Raw genomic sequence first — 14,189 nt, forward strand, 5'->3', positions numbered from 1 at the left:
CAGGTCGGCAGCCAGACCGCGCGAGATGACGCCCTCTGTCGCGGAGGGCGCCCTGGTCGACAAGAGCAAGAACTAAGGCACGACTTGTAGGGTGGGCAAAGCGCAAGCGTGCCTACCCTCACGCGTACGACGTGGATGGTGGGCACGGCGCTGACGCGCCTTTGCCCACCCTATGGCAGCGGCGATCGCCGCGCCGCCATTACCCCACCGCCGCTGGCTGCTTCTCGATCCGGTTGTGCAGCTGCCAGAACCGTACCGTGCGCTGCGCGGTCTCCAGCGACAGCCGCCGATAGTCGCGCTGTGCGAGCTCCAGCGTCGCATCGTCGAGCGGACGCGGCAGCGGCCGCTTGCGCAAGATGGTTTCCACCGTCGGCCAGTTCAGCCGCGCCGAGCGGCACGGGATTAGCATCAGGTCGGAGCGCATGCCGAGCATCAGCTTTTCGATCAATACGATCGGCACGTCGTTGAGCACAGCGAGCGCGACCGTCACCTCGTCGAACTTGCCGGCCTCGGCGAATTTGTAGACCGCGGCGTCGTCGAGCTCGTTCAACTGCTTCATCAGCTTCACGAGTTCTTCGGCGATGCCGTAATTGCGGCGCGGGGTGACGGCTTCCCGCTCGGCGACGTAGTCGAGCACCTGCCGGATTTCGTCGCGCACCGCGGGTGGCGCAATCGCCAGCAGGCGGGCGCGCACCGCGGCCTTGGCGCGAAGCAAGAGGTCATGCAGCAGCCTCGCCGGAAGGTCGATGCGCAGCCCGAGGATCTCGACCAACTCGTCGTCGCCTTCGGCGCGGGCGACGATGCTGGAATAGCCGTCGTCGGAGAATTGCGCGCTGGCGTTCTTGGCGAGGCGCCGGATCACCCGGTCCTCGCCGCGCTCGATGATCACGTCGGTGACGCTCTCGGGCAGGCCTTCCCGCGCCGAGATCGCAAGCAGATGGTCCTGTCCCTTGGTGCTGGCGATCTCGCGCAGCGCCTCGGTGCTGAGTCGGCTCGACTGCGTCAGCACTTCGCCGGCGACGCTGATGTCGTCGTCCCAGGCCAGGTACTGAATCACCTCGAACGGCGCGTAGTCGAGCGGCGCCAGGCGCTTCGACAACTCGGCCCGCGCCCGCGTCTCGACGCGCGCGACCAAGAGGCACAGCACGTCGTCGAACACCTTGACCTGTTCGTCGTTGAGGCGGTCGCCGTCGTTCAGGAACAGGTCGGTGACCCGCCGCAGCGTCTGCACGCGCTTGGCGGACGTTCCGTCCCGGACTGCATCTTCAAGTTCGGCAATGATCGATTGTGCCGGCTGTTGCGCCATGCGTGGCAGCCTGTTCGTTTGTTGGATGACACCCGCCGGCACGATGCGGCAGCTGATCTTACGGCTGTGTTAAGCCGAAAGCCGGTGCAAATACGGGGCGCTTCGCATCGTTAACGGGCCGCGACCAGGCGGGATTCAATTCAGTTGGCCGGCCGCGGAACGCTCTTTAGAACTTCTTCACGATGAATCCATCGATGAGCCACTTTTCAGCTTCAACATTTGCGGAAATGACCGACGGCAAGAACCAGGACGAACTGACCCGCCTCGCCGAGGACGCACTGCGTGCCCAGCCCGGTTGCGAGACGGCACGCGTGCCCGTCGTCACCGCGCTGCCGCAGGCGCAGATCGGCCGCAACTGGGAGATCCCGAACGTCGTGCTCGGCGACAGCCTGATCAGCGACGTCGACCGCGCCGTGATGTCGGTGCATCGCCGGCTCGGCCGCAAGTTTCATCTCGTCTGAGACGATCCGATCAACCCGCCCGTGCCGGACGTGGCGCCGGCCGCGCGGCCATGCCGATCATCCGCACCACGAACACCGCGACGAGCGGGATCAAAAACAGCGCATAGAACGGCATCTCGGGAATCCGCTTGCCGAACGAGACCATGAACTGCACCAGCAGATAGTAGCCGCCGACAAGGTGCAGCACGCGCCAGGCACGCGGGCCCAGCATCGCCGCGGTGCGGTCGAACGAGGTCGCCGTCAGTGCAATGATGACGGCATAGCCGATGCCGCCGAAGATGAAGGAGACGGCCGAGGTCGCGGCTGCGAAGCCGGCCGGATCAAGCCACGCGAATGCTGCGATCGCGACCGCATGGATGGCGTGCGAGGCGGCGAAGGTGACGCCGAGATAGCGGCGGTTGCGGCGCTGCCATCGCGTCCAGCCGTTCGGCCATATCTGCGCCAGCGCGGCGGCGGAGAAGGCGAGGCAGAACAACAGCAGCGAGCTGCGTGCCGTGAAGCGGATGACCATTCTCGCGCCCTCGACCTCGAACTGCCGCATCGCGGCGATCCAGATCGAAAGCCCGATCAGGGTCAGCGAGAGCAGGGCGAACAGCCGCCAGCCCTCGAACCAGTTTCGCCGTAGCGTCATGTCCGGCCCTCCCGTGATAATGTAATCACCAGTTACATACCGAGGCCGGGTGTGGTCAATCCGTGTAATCGGCGCTTACATTCACAAGCGGGTGATGCTAGGGCTTCGCGATGCGCCGCCCCGCCAAAAGCCCGCCGTCAGGACGCCGACCTGCCAAGCCGCGCTCGGAAGCGGCCCGCGCACAGGCGGCAAGGCCTTATCACCATGGCGACCTCCGCCGCGTTCTGATCGAGGCCGCGATGCAGTTGGTCGGCGAGGGCGGGCCGGAGGCGGTCAGTGTCCGCGAGGCCGCCCGTCGCGCCGGGGTCTCGCCGGGGGCGCCGTTTCGGCATTTCCCGAGCCGGGACGCCCTGATGAACGCGGTGGCCGAGGAGGCGCAGCGCCGCTTCCGCGCCGAGATCGAGGCGGCGCTCGCCCTAGCGCCCGCCGGCGATCCGCTGGGCCGCTTCCGCAGCCTCGGCATCGCCTATCTGCGATGGGCGATGCAGAACCCGACCCATTTCGAGATCATCTCCAGCCGCCGCTTCTTCGACCACGACCGCTCGGCCGGCGTCTCCAGCGACAATGCCGAGCTGATCGGCCTGACCGAGCGCACGCTGGCGGATGCGTTCGCGGCCGGCCAACTCGCGGCGGCCGACCTGAAGCAGATCCAGATCGCCGGCCGCGCGCTGGTCTACGGTTTTGCGCGGATGCACATCGATGGGCATCTGCCGCGCTGGGGCGTCGCGGAGGTGGAAGCTGAGGCGATGGCGGCAGCGATTGTCGACCTCTTCATCGCCGGCATCGCGCGCCCGGCACGGCCTGCTGCGTAAGGTTAAGGCACGAGTGCCGGCCGCTGCGCAGGGCTTGCCTTGGCAAATTCATTGCCCATTCATGACGATTCAATTACGATTTTGTGACATGGCGCGGATACCGGCCGCGCCGGCGTGCCTCCTGGCCGTTGCCAGCCAAGGCGATTGCATTGCGCCGGGTTTGTATTGCGTCCCGCCCATGGCGCCCGCGCCCCAGCAAAACTCCTCCGTTGCCGCGCTGGCGGGCAGCCTCGCCGCGATCGGCATCTGGCGATTGATGGCAGTGGCCGTGCCGCATCTCGGTGCGCTGATCGTGATGCTGCGGACCGAGACCGATTTCGGCTCGCGGATCTGCTTCCTGCTGACCTGGGGCATCATGAACTTCCTGTTCATCGCCCTGCTGCGCCGGCCGGCACTGTCGAGCGCGCTGTCGCTGACGGTAGTCGTGCTGGTGGTGCTGCTGTCGCGCTTCAAGCACGACGTGGTGCAGATGACCGCGAACTTCGTCGACCTGATGGTGATCGACCGCGACACCGCGTCCTTCCTGCTCACGATCTTCCCGAACCTGCGCTGGTCGATCATCGGCGCCGGCCTCGTCACGCTGCCGCTGATGTACGCGCTGTGGTGGCTCGATCCGTTCCGCATCCGCCGCCTGCCGGCCGCGGCGGGCTGCCTCGCCTGCGCGGCGGCGCTGTCGGCCTATTCCTTCGCATGGCCGGATGAGGCCTGGCGCGGCTATTACGACGACGGCTATTTGTCGAAATTCGCGCGCTCCGGCGTGACCGCGGTGTCGGATTTCGTCGCCTACGGTTTCATGGAATCGGATCGCAGCTCGAACGAGCAGCTGAAAGTGCCGCTGGTCGATGCCTGCCATCCAACCGGCCGGCGGCCGAACATCATCATGATCCATGATGAATCCAGCTTCGACATCCGCGCCGCCGCCGGCGTCAAGGTGCCGGCCGGCTATGGCAGCCAGTTCAAGTCCTATGACGGCGTCGCGCGCAAATTCTTGGCCGAGAGCAATGGCGGGCCGAGCTGGTTCACCGAGTACAACGTGCTCGCCGGGCTGTCGTCGCGCTCGTTCGGCCGCTTCGCCTATTTCGTCACCCGCATCGCGTCTGGACGGGTCGAGCGCGGCCTGCCGCTGTCGCTGCGCCGCTGCGGCTACGAGACGCTGTCGCTCTATCCGGCATTTGGCGGCTTCATGAGCGCGCGCAGCTTCCAGGCCACGACCGGCATCCAGCAGTTCTACGACGCGCACGACATGCACGCCAAGGACGTCGAGCCCGACAGCTTCTTCTACGACAAGGCGCTGAAGCTGATGGCGGAGCAGAAGACGCCGGGCACGCCGCTGTTCGCCTTCGTCTATCTCGCCGCCAACCATTTCCCCTGGGAGACGAAATTCCGGCCCGACCTGTTGCCGTCGTGGAAACGGCCGGGCAACCAGCCTGCAATCGACGAGTATCTGCGCCGGCAGGCGATGAGCGCGAGCGATTATGCCGGCTTCGTCGCGGCGCTGAAGAAGAAGTTTCCGGCGCAGCCGTTCCTGATCGTGCGCTACGGCGATCATCAGCCGGAATTCTCGCCGCAACTGCTCGACCCGCAGCTCGACGAGGCCGGCATCGGCAAGAAGCTGATGGACTACGATCCGCGCTACTACGCGACATACTACGCGATCGACGCCGTCAACTTCGAGCCGGTCAAGAGCCCCGCGGTGATGGACACGATCGACGCGGCCTATCTGCCGCTGGTGATCCAGGAAGCCGCCGGCATTCCGCTCGATCCGTCGTTCGAGGAGCAGAAGGCGATCATGCTCCGCTGCGGCGGCAAATTCTATTCCTGCCAGGACGGCGCCGAGGCGCGCCGCTTCAACCGCATGCTGATCGACGCGGGATTGATCAAGGGACTTTGAGGATCCGATCTGTAGGATGGGTAGAGCGCAGCGAAACCCATCACGCCTCGAACAGCTCGCCGGGTATGATGGGTTTCGCTGCGCTCTACCCATCCTACGCTATCTCCCGACCTTCTCCCACAGCCACCTCGCTACCGCGTCCGGCGATGACGACGCATCGTTGCCCGACGCGCGCAAATTTGCCTCGCGCATGGCGGCGATGTCGATCTTGCCGAGCAGCGGACGTAGCGCGGTCTTCAGCGCCTCGTCGTCGTGCCGCTTCGGCGACAGCAGCACGATCGCGTCATAGGGCGGGATCGCGTGCTTGTTGTCCTCGAGCACGACGAGGTCGTATTTCGCGATCAGCCCGTCACTGGTGTAGCCCGCGATGACGTCGACCTCGCCGGAGGCGACCGCGGCATACATGAAATCCGGCTGCATCTGCCGCTGGGCGCGGAACGACAGCCCGTAGGTCTTCTGGACGCCGGCCCATTCCGGCCGCGAGAAGAACTCATAGTCACCGGCGATCGACATGGTCGGCGCGCGCGACACCAGATCGGCGATCGTATGGATCCCGAGCTCCTCGGCGCGCTTTCGCGGCATCACCAGCGCATAGGCGTTTTCGAAGCCGAGCTCACCGAGCAGGTCGATGTTCTGCTGCGCCAGCCGGGTCTTCAGCTCGCCGAGCAGTTCCGCGCGCGGCCTGATGTCGGTGCGATGAAACTGGTTGGCCCATAATGTGCCGGAGTAGTCGACATAGACGTCGATGTCGCCACTGGCGAGCGCCTCGTAGATCACGCTGGAGCCGAGGCCTGCGCGCGTCGTGGCCGGCAGTCCGGCGGCTTGCAGACGCTGCGCCAGCAGCGCCGACAGCACGTATTGCTCGGCGAAGGTCTTCGCACCGACGACGTAGCGGGCGTGTGAGCGCCCGAGCGCGGGGACCAGCGTCGCCGCGATCAGCGCCGCGATGCCGAGCCCGCCGAGCGCGGTGCGCAGACGGCTGCGGCTGCGCAGGCCGTTCTCGATCAGCGCCAGCAGCTGGTCGACAACGAGCGCGAGCACCGCGGCTGCGATACAGCCGAACAGCACGAACACCCAGTTCTGGGTCTGCAGCCCTGCGAAGATGTAGTTGCCGAGGCTGGTCTGGCCGATCGGCGTCGACAGCGTCGCGGTGCCGATCACCCACACCGCCGCGGTGCGGATGCCCGCCATCATCACCGGCAGCGCCAGCGGCAGCTCGACCATGGTGAGCGATTGCCGCGGCGTCATGCCGACGCCTTGCGCCGCCTCCAATACTCCGGGATCGACGCCCGACAGGCCGGTGATGGTGTTGCGCAGCACCGGCAGCATCGAATACAGCGCAAGCGCCAGCACCGCCGGCAGGAAGCCGAAGGCGGAGAAGCTGACGCCGAACCAGGCGGCGGTCAGCGCGGCGAGCGCCAGCAGCAGCGGATAGAACAGCGCCAGCAGTGCGAGCCCCGGCACGGTCTGCACGATGCTGGCGAGCCCGAGCAGCGCGCCGCGCAGCACCGGCCGGTTGCGCGAGATGATTGCGAGCGGCAGGCTGACCGCAAGCCCGAGCGCCAGCGCGGCAACGCTGACGCGCACGTGATTGCCGAGATAGTCGGGCAGATGCCCGAGCGCCTCGCTCCAGCGCGGATCGGTGGCAAGGCTCATGCCGCGCTGTCCCGCGGCAGCAGCGCGCCGAGCCGTTCGGCCTGGCGCCGCGGCGTGCGCAGGAGCTCGCCGACATAGTCATCGGTGCTGGCCGAGAGCTCGGCCGGCGTGCCCAGCGCCAGCAGCCGGCCGGTACGCATCACCGCAACGCGGTCGGCAAGCAGCAGCGCCTCGGTCATGTCGTGGGTGATCATGATCGTGGTCAGGCCGAGCTCGCGATGCAGGGTGCGGTAGTCATCGCCGAGCGCATCGCGGGTGAGGGGATCGAGCGCGCCGAACGGCTCGTCCATCAGCACGATGCGTGGCTTCGCCGCGAGCGCACGTGCAACGCCGACGCGCTGGCGCTGGCCGCCGGAGAGCTCGTGCGGCAGACGGTCGCGGTAAAGCGCGCGGTCGAGCCGCACGAGGTCGAGCAGTTCGTCGACCCGCGCCGCGATCTCGGCCTGCTGCCAGCCCAGCAGCCTCGGCGTGATGCCGATATTGCCGGCGACCGACAGATGCGGAAACAGTCCACCGCTCTGGAAGACATAGCCGATGCGGCGGCGCAGCAGGATCGGATCGAGCCGGCTGACGTCCTCGCCCTCGATCGCGATCCGGCCGCGATCGGCTTCGATCAAGCGGTTGGCTAGTCGCAGCAGCGTGGTCTTGCCGGAGCCCGAGCCGCCGACGATCGCCAGGAATTCGCCCTCGGCGACTGCGAGCGAGACATCGTCGACCGCCACCACGCGGCCGCCATCAAAACTCTTGCCGACATGCGCATAGGCGATCAGCGGCGTTATCGACATTCCAGGGCGACCTCGGGTCTCACCATCGCGGGCGACAGTGATAGCCCATAAAATGGACTTTGACTTGAGCCGCGGCGCTAGCGCCAACGGTTGGGGTCGCCTGCGGTTCCTTGATCCGAGCGATGCCTAACGCGAATCAAACCCCTTGCGCAAAACCTGTGAGCGCATCACACTTCGTTTTTGGGCACGTATTTGCCCATGATGCATTTGTAGCTGCGCAAGCGCCAATCGTGATACGGCCCTTTGGCCAGCCAGTCGGCGATACCGATCTGCGCATTCACTGCGCAGGCGCCCATGGTGATGCCGGACAGGTCACTGGTTGTGACGACCTTTTCCATGCAGAGTTGAGCATTGCAGAGGATAGCGACGAGTGTAACGAGCATGATGAGCCTTATCGGTGGAGTAACGCGGTCTGACGCGATTTCTGAACCGGCACCTTCTGACCAATCTCATGCAGGGTTCATGCCACGATCGGTGTGGGCGGCGTCACGGCAGACCAGCCCGGGAAAGTACGGCCCGGTGCAAAGCCGCATGGCGCGGCGCGTAGCCGCGCGCAAGAGTATGCGCTATACTCCGTACCCAACTACGACGCGAGATCGAAGCCAGTGAGGGACGTTGCGCGGTCGGGGGCAGCATCGATGATGACGTTACCTGAGTTGGCGGCAGGAGCTTTGGAGAAGTTTCTCGCCACGTGGGTCAGCCGCACATTCGGATCCTCGCAAGCCCGCTTCGGCGAGCTTCTCCCGGCGGCGGCACGCATCGCGCTCGAATGCATCGGCAACAGCGATGCGCTCTACCACAATGTCGAGCACACGATGCTGGTGACGCTCGCCGGCCACGACATCATCCGCGGCCGCGCGTTGCACACTCACGTCACCGCCGAGGACTACACGCATACGATCATCGCCTGCCTGACCCACGACATCGGCTATGTGCGCGGCCTGTTGAAGGGCGACGGACCGGACGGCTATGTCGTCGATGCAACCGGACGCAAGGTGGTGCTGCCGCGCGGCTCCTCCGATGCCGGTCTGATGCCCTATCATGTCGACCGCTCGAAGCTGTATGTGCTCGACAGGCTCGAGGCCGTGCTTCCGATCGACCGCGAGCGGGTCGCGCGCAATATCGAGGGCACGCGGTTTCCGGCGCCGGAAGGCCAGGAATATGACGACGAGGCGGCGATCGTTCGCGCCGCGGATTTCATCGGACAGCTCGGCGATCCCAATTACATCCGCAAGGCCAATGCGCTCTATCACGAGTTCGAGGAGGTCGGCATCAACCGCCAGCTCGGCTATGAATCGCCGGCCGATATCGTCGATCGTTATCCGCAATTCTACTGGAACATGGTGGCGCCGCACATCCAGGGCGCCATCAGCTGTCTCAACATGACGGCGAGCGGCCGGCAGTGGATCGCGAACCTCTACAGCAACGTCTTCCGCGCCGAACGTGAAGTTACGCTGTCCGGGCCGCAGATCTGACGACGCCGAGGGCGTGCGGTTTCCGGAAGGCCCGGAACGGCTTCCCGGCGCGGCAATTTAAGCCCGCTTCGGCGATTGCGCTGGCGCCTCAAATCGGCGATTTTGGGCCATGCGTTTGGCTCTCGACCGACTTCCCAATCGATCCGGCATTGCGTCCCGCCTCGCGCGGGTGCTTGCGGCCACAATCGCCTGCTGGCCTGCGCTCGCCGGTGCCGGCCCGGTCTACGATGTCGATATGTACGCGTTGATGTCCGGCACCTGCCGCAACGTCAACGTCGCCGGCCGAAGCTTTACCTGCAAGGCGGTTGCCTACTTCCACACCCAGCGCGGCCGTTCCGAGTTCACCGTCGTTCTCGATGATCCCGCCGACAACAGCCACATCATCTCGTTCTCCGGCGAGAGCGTCGGCAAGACCCAGGACAATCTGTTCGAGCTTGCGGTCGACCGCATGCTGCTGAAGTCCAAGGATCGCCCGCGGGTCGATGGGCTGCCGTCGCCGCAGGTCGAAATGTCGACGGGCTCGTGCCGGCAGATCGGAAGCTTCGTGACGCGGCAGGTGTCGAGCGTCAGCTGCGCCGCCACCGACCAGAACGGCAGGAAGTACGAGCTGAGCTTCGAGTCCGACGGCTCGCCGATGACGCTGCGCAAGTTGCGCCAGGCCACGCTGCCGACCGACCGGCAGCGGGCGCGCCAGATCGCGCAGCTCGAATGCCGCCTCAAGGCCCGTGCCGCGCAGATCCTGCCGCGCGATACGCCGGCCTTCGTGATCCGCTGCCTCGGTGAGGACGACGGCAAGCCCGCGGGCGACCAATAGCCGCGCACCGCAGCACTTGAACAAGGAGATTTCGATGCGCCCAGCATTCTTCGCGATCGCCGCGCTCGGCATGCTCGTCAGCGGACCTGCAGCCGCGCAGGCCTATGATCCGAACTATCCCGTCTGCTTGCAGCTCTATGGCGGCCGGCTGACCGCGGAATACATCGATTGCAGCTACACATCGATTCCGCAGTGCCAGGCGACGGCCTCGGGGCGACCGGCGACTTGTATCGTCAATCCGTTCTACGCAGGCCCGAAGAAGCCGCCGAAAAGCCGCAGCTACAAGCGCCGCCAGCAAGCGGAGTAGCGCAGCGCGGGTACCGTCTCGCTTGCTGATGCTCCATCCCGGTTTCAACGCGCGCCGGAGCACCGGCGTCATTTCATCGTCATGCACTCCCGATACCGCTCGCGGCGCATTGCAGATTCCGTGACGCGGTGCAGCGTCAACTCAGGACATATTGGGAGGCTTCATGTCGTCTTTTACCGTAGCAAGCGGCAGCACTGTCACGTCCGCGAAGACCGTTGGCGGCGATGACACTGGCACCATCGCGGCGGGCGGCACCCTCCAGGCTGCGACCACCATTCTTTGGACGGGCGGTTCGAACAGCCCGGGCGTGGTGATCGACAATGCCGGGACCATCAGCGCCACGACGCGCGGCATCGACACGTCAGGCACGTTCTCGAGCGGCAGCCTCAGCCTGATCAACCAGGCCGGCGCCAAGCTGATTGCCGCGAACAACGACGCATTCCGGATCAACAGCAACATCAGCAGCGGCACGATCTCGGTCGACAATTCCGGTTACATCGTTTCCGGCGCGCTCGACGCCTCCAACAACATCATCGCCCATGCCAGCGGCCAGGCGCTGGATTTCGCCACGATCACCTCGGCCAGCGCCGTCATCAACATCACCAACCACACCGGCGCCGTGATCGGCGCCAGCGGCGACGATGCGATCCGCCCGGGAGCCGGCACCATCACGATCACCAATGACGGACTGATCGACGCCACCGCATCGGTGAGCCGCGCCATCAATCTCAACACCTCGAGCCTGGCCAGCCTGACCTCGTTCACGCTGACCAACCAGCAGCACGGCGTGATCCAGTCGCAAGGCGATGCCGTCCGTCTCACCGCGAGCACCCTGACGCCGAACGCGACCTATGTCGTGACGGTCGACAACGCCGGCACCATCCAGTCGACCGGAAACACCGGCTCGACCAACGGGCAGGCGATCGACTTCACCGACCTGGTGTCGACCTCGGGCACCATTCATCTCACCAACCAAGCGACCGGCTTGCTGCAGGCCGCCGATGCCGACGCGATCCGCGCCGGCGTCAACATGGTGATCGACAATTCCGGGCGCATCGTCAGCCACGCTTCGCCCGGCGACACTGGCAATGACGGCATCGATTTCCAGGGCAATGCGGGCGGCGTCGTCAACAACCATACCGGCGGCGTGATCGAGGGCGCGCGTCACGGCATCACCGGTGACCAGCCGGTGACGGTGACCAACGATCTCGGCGCCAGCATCATCGGCGACGCCGGTGCGGGCATCAACCTCGACAGCGCGGCGACCACCACTGCGACCGTCATCAACAACGGCTTCATCACCGGCCACTCAAACGGCACCGATGACGGCGACGGCGTCGATGTCGACGGCCTGGTCGCGCTGACCAACAGCGGCACCATCACCGCGACCGGCCATACCGACGGCATCCTCGCCGAGGCGCTCGCGATCGGCGGCGGCAGCGTGACCAATCACGGCACGATCGACGGTGCCGACCGCGCCATCACCGTCGACGACAGCAATCTCGGCAACGCCTTTGCGGCGACCACGATCTTCAACGACGGCCTGATCCGCGGCGGCAACGGCCAGGCGATCTCGATCACCGATACCTTCGGCGATACGATCACCAACAAGGGCACGATCGACGGCAGCGTCGCCATGGGCGGCGGCGACGATAAGCTGAACGATTATGCGGGCTCGACCTTCACCTCGACGATCGACGGCGGCGACGGCACCGACACAATCAACCTGCTCGGCGCCGGCGCGGGCACGCTGGCGCACGCCGTGAATTTCGAAGTGCTCGACGTGCAGGGCGGCAGCTGGACCATCACCGACAGCGAGAGCTTCGCATCCGGCATTACGGTCGCGGCCGGCGCCCGCCTGACAATAGCCGATGGCGGCGCGCTCGCCGGCGCCATCACCAATGATGGGATCCTGGGCGTCAGCCACTCCGACAGCTTCGTCTTCGGCGCGGCGATCTCGGGCAGCGGCGCCTTCGATCAGGCCGGAACCGGCACCACCGTGCTGGCGCATTCGAACGACTACAGCGGTGGCACCACGTTGCATGCTGGCACGCTCGAACTGGCGGCGCTGCACGCAGGCGGGACCGGCGCCATCACCTTCGAGACCGGCGCCCAGACGCTGCGCATCGACCAGGCGGCGCTGGATCACGGCCATCTCGGCAACACGATCGAGGGCTTCGCCGTCGGCGACACCATCGATCTGGCCGGCATCGGCAAGGCCAAGCAGGCGACGCTGTCGGCCGACAACGTGCTCACCATCACCGGCGGCACGACGGGCGCGATCTCGCTGCAGCTGGATTCCCACGCCTATGCCTCGGGCCTGAACTTCCAGCTGAGCTCCGACGGTCATGGCGGCACCAACGTCACGGTGGTTTCGGACAATCTGGTCGAGGGCACCAATCGCAGCGATGTCCTGATTGCCAAGCTGTTCAGCCCGCTCGGCAGTTTCCTCGACGGCAAGGGCGGCAACGACGTGCTGATCGGCGGACTGCACTCCGACGTGCTCGACGGCGGTGGCGGCAGCGACCTGTTGTATGCCGGCGTCGGCGCCGATCAGTTCCGCTTCAACGGCACCGACCAGGCCGCCGGCCAGCACGCCACCGACACGGTGTTCGATCTCAACTTCAACAAGGGCGACGCGCTGGTGTTCTACGACTACGAGGCCGGTACGTTCGCGTCGAACGGCGGCCATCCGGCGACCGTGCTCGACACCGGCGAAGGCGCGGGGTCGGGCGCGGTGGTCAATTCGATGGCAGCGCTGGTCGACCTGGTCAACGGCTCGGCCGACGTCACGGCGCAGCGCGGCGGCGGCAATGATCTCGTGCTCGACATCAGCCAGGCCAATGGCAGCCACGAGACCATCGTGCTCGATCATCAGTGGCAAGCCTACGCGAAGGCAGCCGGAGAGCACGGAAACGGCCACTTCATGGTCTGAGGCGCCGCGACGCTTTGGAGCGGCCGCGCGTTGGCGCGGCCGCGGATATCAGGCAGGCGTGCCCATCGCGTAGGGTTTCAGCAGCGCGTAGAGCATGTCGTGCGTCGGGGTCTTGACGCCGAGCTTGCGGCCGAGCTCGACCACCTTGCCGTTCAACCACGGCAGTTCGAGCCGGTTGCCGCGCTCGAGATCGAGCGCCATCGAGGCCTTCATCGCCGGCGGTGCATGCCCGACGAAATCGAGCACCTTCTCGAGTGCGTCCGGCGGCAGCTTGATGCCGTTGGCTTTGGCGACCGCGATAGTCTCCTGGCAGGCCGAGACGAATAGCGGCCGCAAATCCGGATCGTCGCGCAGCTTGCCGATCGGCTGCCGCGTCGCGGCGGTCATGCCGGCATTGGTGGCGAGCAGCACGAACTTCATCCAGAGCTCGGTCGTGATCTGCTCGCTCAGCGTGGCGTCGAAGCCGGCCTTCAGGCAGAGCTCATGCAGCGCCTTGCCGCGCGGCGTGATGCTGCCGTCGAGCTCGCCGAAGATCATGCGCATGAAGGTGCCGACCTGGTTGATGACGCCGGGCTTGATGATCGAGGCGCTGATCTGGGCGACGCCGCCCATCACCGCCTTGGGTCCGAGGATCGGCAGCAGCCGCTCCGGTGCATCGACGCCGTTCTGCAGCGGGATGACCGCTGTGTCGGGACCGACCATGGGCTTGATATGCGCGCCCGCGCTCTCGACGTCCCACAGCTTGACGCAGAACAGCACGATGTCGACCGGGCCGACACCAGCGGGATCGTCGGTCGCCTTGGTCGGCACCAGATGGGTTTCGCCGCGGCCGCCCTGCACTTTCAGCCCCTCGCTCCGCATCGCGGCGAGATGCGCGCCGCGCGCGATGAAGGTGACGTCAGCCCCGGCATGGGCCAGCGCCGCGCCAAACCCGCCGCCGACGCCGCCAGCGCCTACCACTGCAATCCGCATGATCCGTCTCCTGCTCGCGTCCGTCGGGCTCGCAGCCTCGGCGATCTCGTGCGAATTCTCAACCCGGCTTTCGCGAATACCGCGTGCGCGCACGCTTCCCGGCGGCCCCTGCGCCGTGTTCCTGCGTTGAACTTGCCGGCTCGA

13 protein-coding genes are annotated in these 14,189 nt (G+C 66.1%); 7 read left to right on the top strand and 6 right to left on the bottom strand.

Annotation, left to right across the window (positions count from 1 at the left end; translation table 11 throughout):
* Positions 1-199 precede the first annotated feature (199 nt).
* On the bottom strand, positions 200-1,306 hold the full coding sequence (locus JQ633_RS03050) for a DUF2336 domain-containing protein (RefSeq protein ID WP_211982205.1): 1,107 nt from the start codon (positions 1,304-1,306) through the stop codon (positions 200-202).
* 194 nt (positions 1,307-1,500) lie between these two features.
* On the opposite strand from JQ633_RS03050, the gene JQ633_RS03055 reads away from it, so the two are divergent.
* Entirely contained in the window at positions 1,501-1,767 is a 267-nt protein-coding gene (locus JQ633_RS03055; protein WP_433995620.1) for a hypothetical protein, read from the top strand.
* A gap of 10 nt (positions 1,768-1,777) precedes the next feature.
* On the opposite strand, the gene JQ633_RS03060 is transcribed toward JQ633_RS03055, so the two are convergent.
* Entirely contained in the window at positions 1,778-2,398 is a 621-nt protein-coding gene (locus JQ633_RS03060; protein ID WP_211982206.1) for a ferric reductase-like transmembrane domain-containing protein, read from the bottom strand.
* A gap of 239 nt (positions 2,399-2,637) precedes the next feature.
* Between JQ633_RS03060 and JQ633_RS03065 the strand changes: the two genes are divergently transcribed.
* Both JQ633_RS03065 and JQ633_RS03070 read left to right on the top strand, forming a co-directional pair.
* Complete coding sequence (locus JQ633_RS03065) at positions 2,638-3,210, top strand: TetR/AcrR family transcriptional regulator (RefSeq protein ID WP_249158706.1); 573 nt, start codon at positions 2,638-2,640, stop codon at positions 3,208-3,210.
* A gap of 178 nt (positions 3,211-3,388) precedes the next feature.
* Positions 3,389-5,101 carry a sulfatase-like hydrolase/transferase gene (locus JQ633_RS03070; protein WP_211982210.1) on the top strand — a complete coding sequence of 571 codons (1,713 nt, stop codon included), beginning with the start codon at positions 3,389-3,391 and terminating at the stop codon, positions 5,099-5,101.
* Between the two features lie 99 nt (positions 5,102-5,200).
* On the opposite strand, the gene JQ633_RS03075 is transcribed toward JQ633_RS03070, so the two are convergent.
* The 3 genes from JQ633_RS03075 to JQ633_RS03085 all read right to left on the bottom strand — a co-directional run bounded on the left by JQ633_RS03075 (position 5,201) and on the right by JQ633_RS03085 (position 7,925).
* Positions 5,201-6,757, bottom strand: a complete 1,557-nt coding sequence (locus tag JQ633_RS03075) for a glycine betaine ABC transporter substrate-binding protein (RefSeq protein WP_211982212.1) — start codon at positions 6,755-6,757, stop codon at positions 5,201-5,203.
* Positions 6,754-7,542, bottom strand: coding sequence for an ATP-binding cassette domain-containing protein (locus JQ633_RS03080; RefSeq protein WP_211982219.1), 789 nt, complete (start codon positions 7,540-7,542; stop codon positions 6,754-6,756). Before JQ633_RS03080 ends, JQ633_RS03075 begins: the two co-directional genes overlap by 4 nt.
* Positions 7,543-7,709: 167 nt before the next feature.
* Positions 7,710-7,925 carry a hypothetical protein gene (locus JQ633_RS03085; RefSeq protein ID WP_211982221.1) on the bottom strand — a complete coding sequence of 72 codons (216 nt, stop codon included), beginning with the start codon at positions 7,923-7,925 and terminating at the stop codon, positions 7,710-7,712.
* 255 nt (positions 7,926-8,180) lie between these two features.
* Here JQ633_RS03085 and JQ633_RS03090 point away from each other — a divergent pair, with 255 nt between their 5' ends.
* The 4 genes from JQ633_RS03090 to JQ633_RS03105 all read left to right on the top strand — a co-directional run bounded on the left by JQ633_RS03090 (position 8,181) and on the right by JQ633_RS03105 (position 13,073).
* Positions 8,181-9,017: a metal-dependent phosphohydrolase gene (locus JQ633_RS03090; RefSeq protein ID WP_211982223.1), complete on the top strand. Its 837-nt coding sequence runs from the start codon at positions 8,181-8,183 to the stop codon at positions 9,015-9,017.
* A gap of 109 nt (positions 9,018-9,126) precedes the next feature.
* The gene (locus JQ633_RS03095; RefSeq protein WP_249158707.1) at positions 9,127-9,831 is read left to right on the top strand and encodes a hypothetical protein; all 705 of its coding nucleotides are present in this window, start codon (positions 9,127-9,129) and stop codon (positions 9,829-9,831) included.
* A 34-nt stretch (positions 9,832-9,865) separates the two neighbouring features.
* Complete coding sequence (locus tag JQ633_RS03100; protein WP_211982225.1) at positions 9,866-10,138, top strand: DUF3551 domain-containing protein; 273 nt, start codon at positions 9,866-9,868, stop codon at positions 10,136-10,138.
* Between the two features lie 163 nt (positions 10,139-10,301).
* The gene (locus tag JQ633_RS03105) at positions 10,302-13,073 is read left to right on the top strand and encodes a beta strand repeat-containing protein (RefSeq protein ID WP_211982232.1); all 2,772 of its coding nucleotides are present in this window, start codon (positions 10,302-10,304) and stop codon (positions 13,071-13,073) included.
* Between the two features lie 48 nt (positions 13,074-13,121).
* Here JQ633_RS03105 and JQ633_RS03110 read toward each other — a convergent pair whose 3' ends face one another.
* Complete coding sequence (locus JQ633_RS03110) at positions 13,122-14,045, bottom strand: 2-dehydropantoate 2-reductase (protein WP_211982234.1); 924 nt, start codon at positions 14,043-14,045, stop codon at positions 13,122-13,124.
* Positions 14,046-14,189 lie beyond the last annotated feature (144 nt).

This window comes from Bradyrhizobium tropiciagri (genome assembly GCF_018130505.1).
Taxonomy (GTDB): Bacteria; Pseudomonadota; Alphaproteobacteria; order Rhizobiales; family Xanthobacteraceae; genus Bradyrhizobium; species Bradyrhizobium tropiciagri_B.

Coding starts and splice junctions, on each gene's coding strand:
- JQ633_RS03050 (WP_211982205.1), bottom strand. CDS start 1,306: ATGGCGCAACAGCCGGCACAATCGATCATTGCCGAACTTGAAGATGCA.
- JQ633_RS03055 (WP_433995620.1), top strand. CDS start 1,501: ATGAGCCACTTTTCAGCTTCAACATTTGCGGAAATGACCGACGGCAAG.
- JQ633_RS03060 (WP_211982206.1), bottom strand. CDS start 2,398: ATGACGCTACGGCGAAACTGGTTCGAGGGCTGGCGGCTGTTCGCCCTG.
- JQ633_RS03065 (WP_249158706.1), top strand. CDS start 2,638: ATGCAGTTGGTCGGCGAGGGCGGGCCGGAGGCGGTCAGTGTCCGCGAG.
- JQ633_RS03070 (WP_211982210.1), top strand. CDS start 3,389: ATGGCGCCCGCGCCCCAGCAAAACTCCTCCGTTGCCGCGCTGGCGGGC.
- JQ633_RS03075 (WP_211982212.1), bottom strand. CDS start 6,757: ATGAGCCTTGCCACCGATCCGCGCTGGAGCGAGGCGCTCGGGCATCTG.
- JQ633_RS03080 (WP_211982219.1), bottom strand. CDS start 7,542: ATGTCGATAACGCCGCTGATCGCCTATGCGCATGTCGGCAAGAGTTTT.
- JQ633_RS03085 (WP_211982221.1), bottom strand. CDS start 7,925: ATGCTCGTTACACTCGTCGCTATCCTCTGCAATGCTCAACTCTGCATG.
- JQ633_RS03090 (WP_211982223.1), top strand. CDS start 8,181: ATGATGACGTTACCTGAGTTGGCGGCAGGAGCTTTGGAGAAGTTTCTC.
- JQ633_RS03095 (WP_249158707.1), top strand. CDS start 9,127: ATGCGTTTGGCTCTCGACCGACTTCCCAATCGATCCGGCATTGCGTCC.
- JQ633_RS03100 (WP_211982225.1), top strand. CDS start 9,866: ATGCGCCCAGCATTCTTCGCGATCGCCGCGCTCGGCATGCTCGTCAGC.
- JQ633_RS03105 (WP_211982232.1), top strand. CDS start 10,302: ATGTCGTCTTTTACCGTAGCAAGCGGCAGCACTGTCACGTCCGCGAAG.
- JQ633_RS03110 (WP_211982234.1), bottom strand. CDS start 14,045: ATGCGGATTGCAGTGGTAGGCGCTGGCGGCGTCGGCGGCGGGTTTGGC.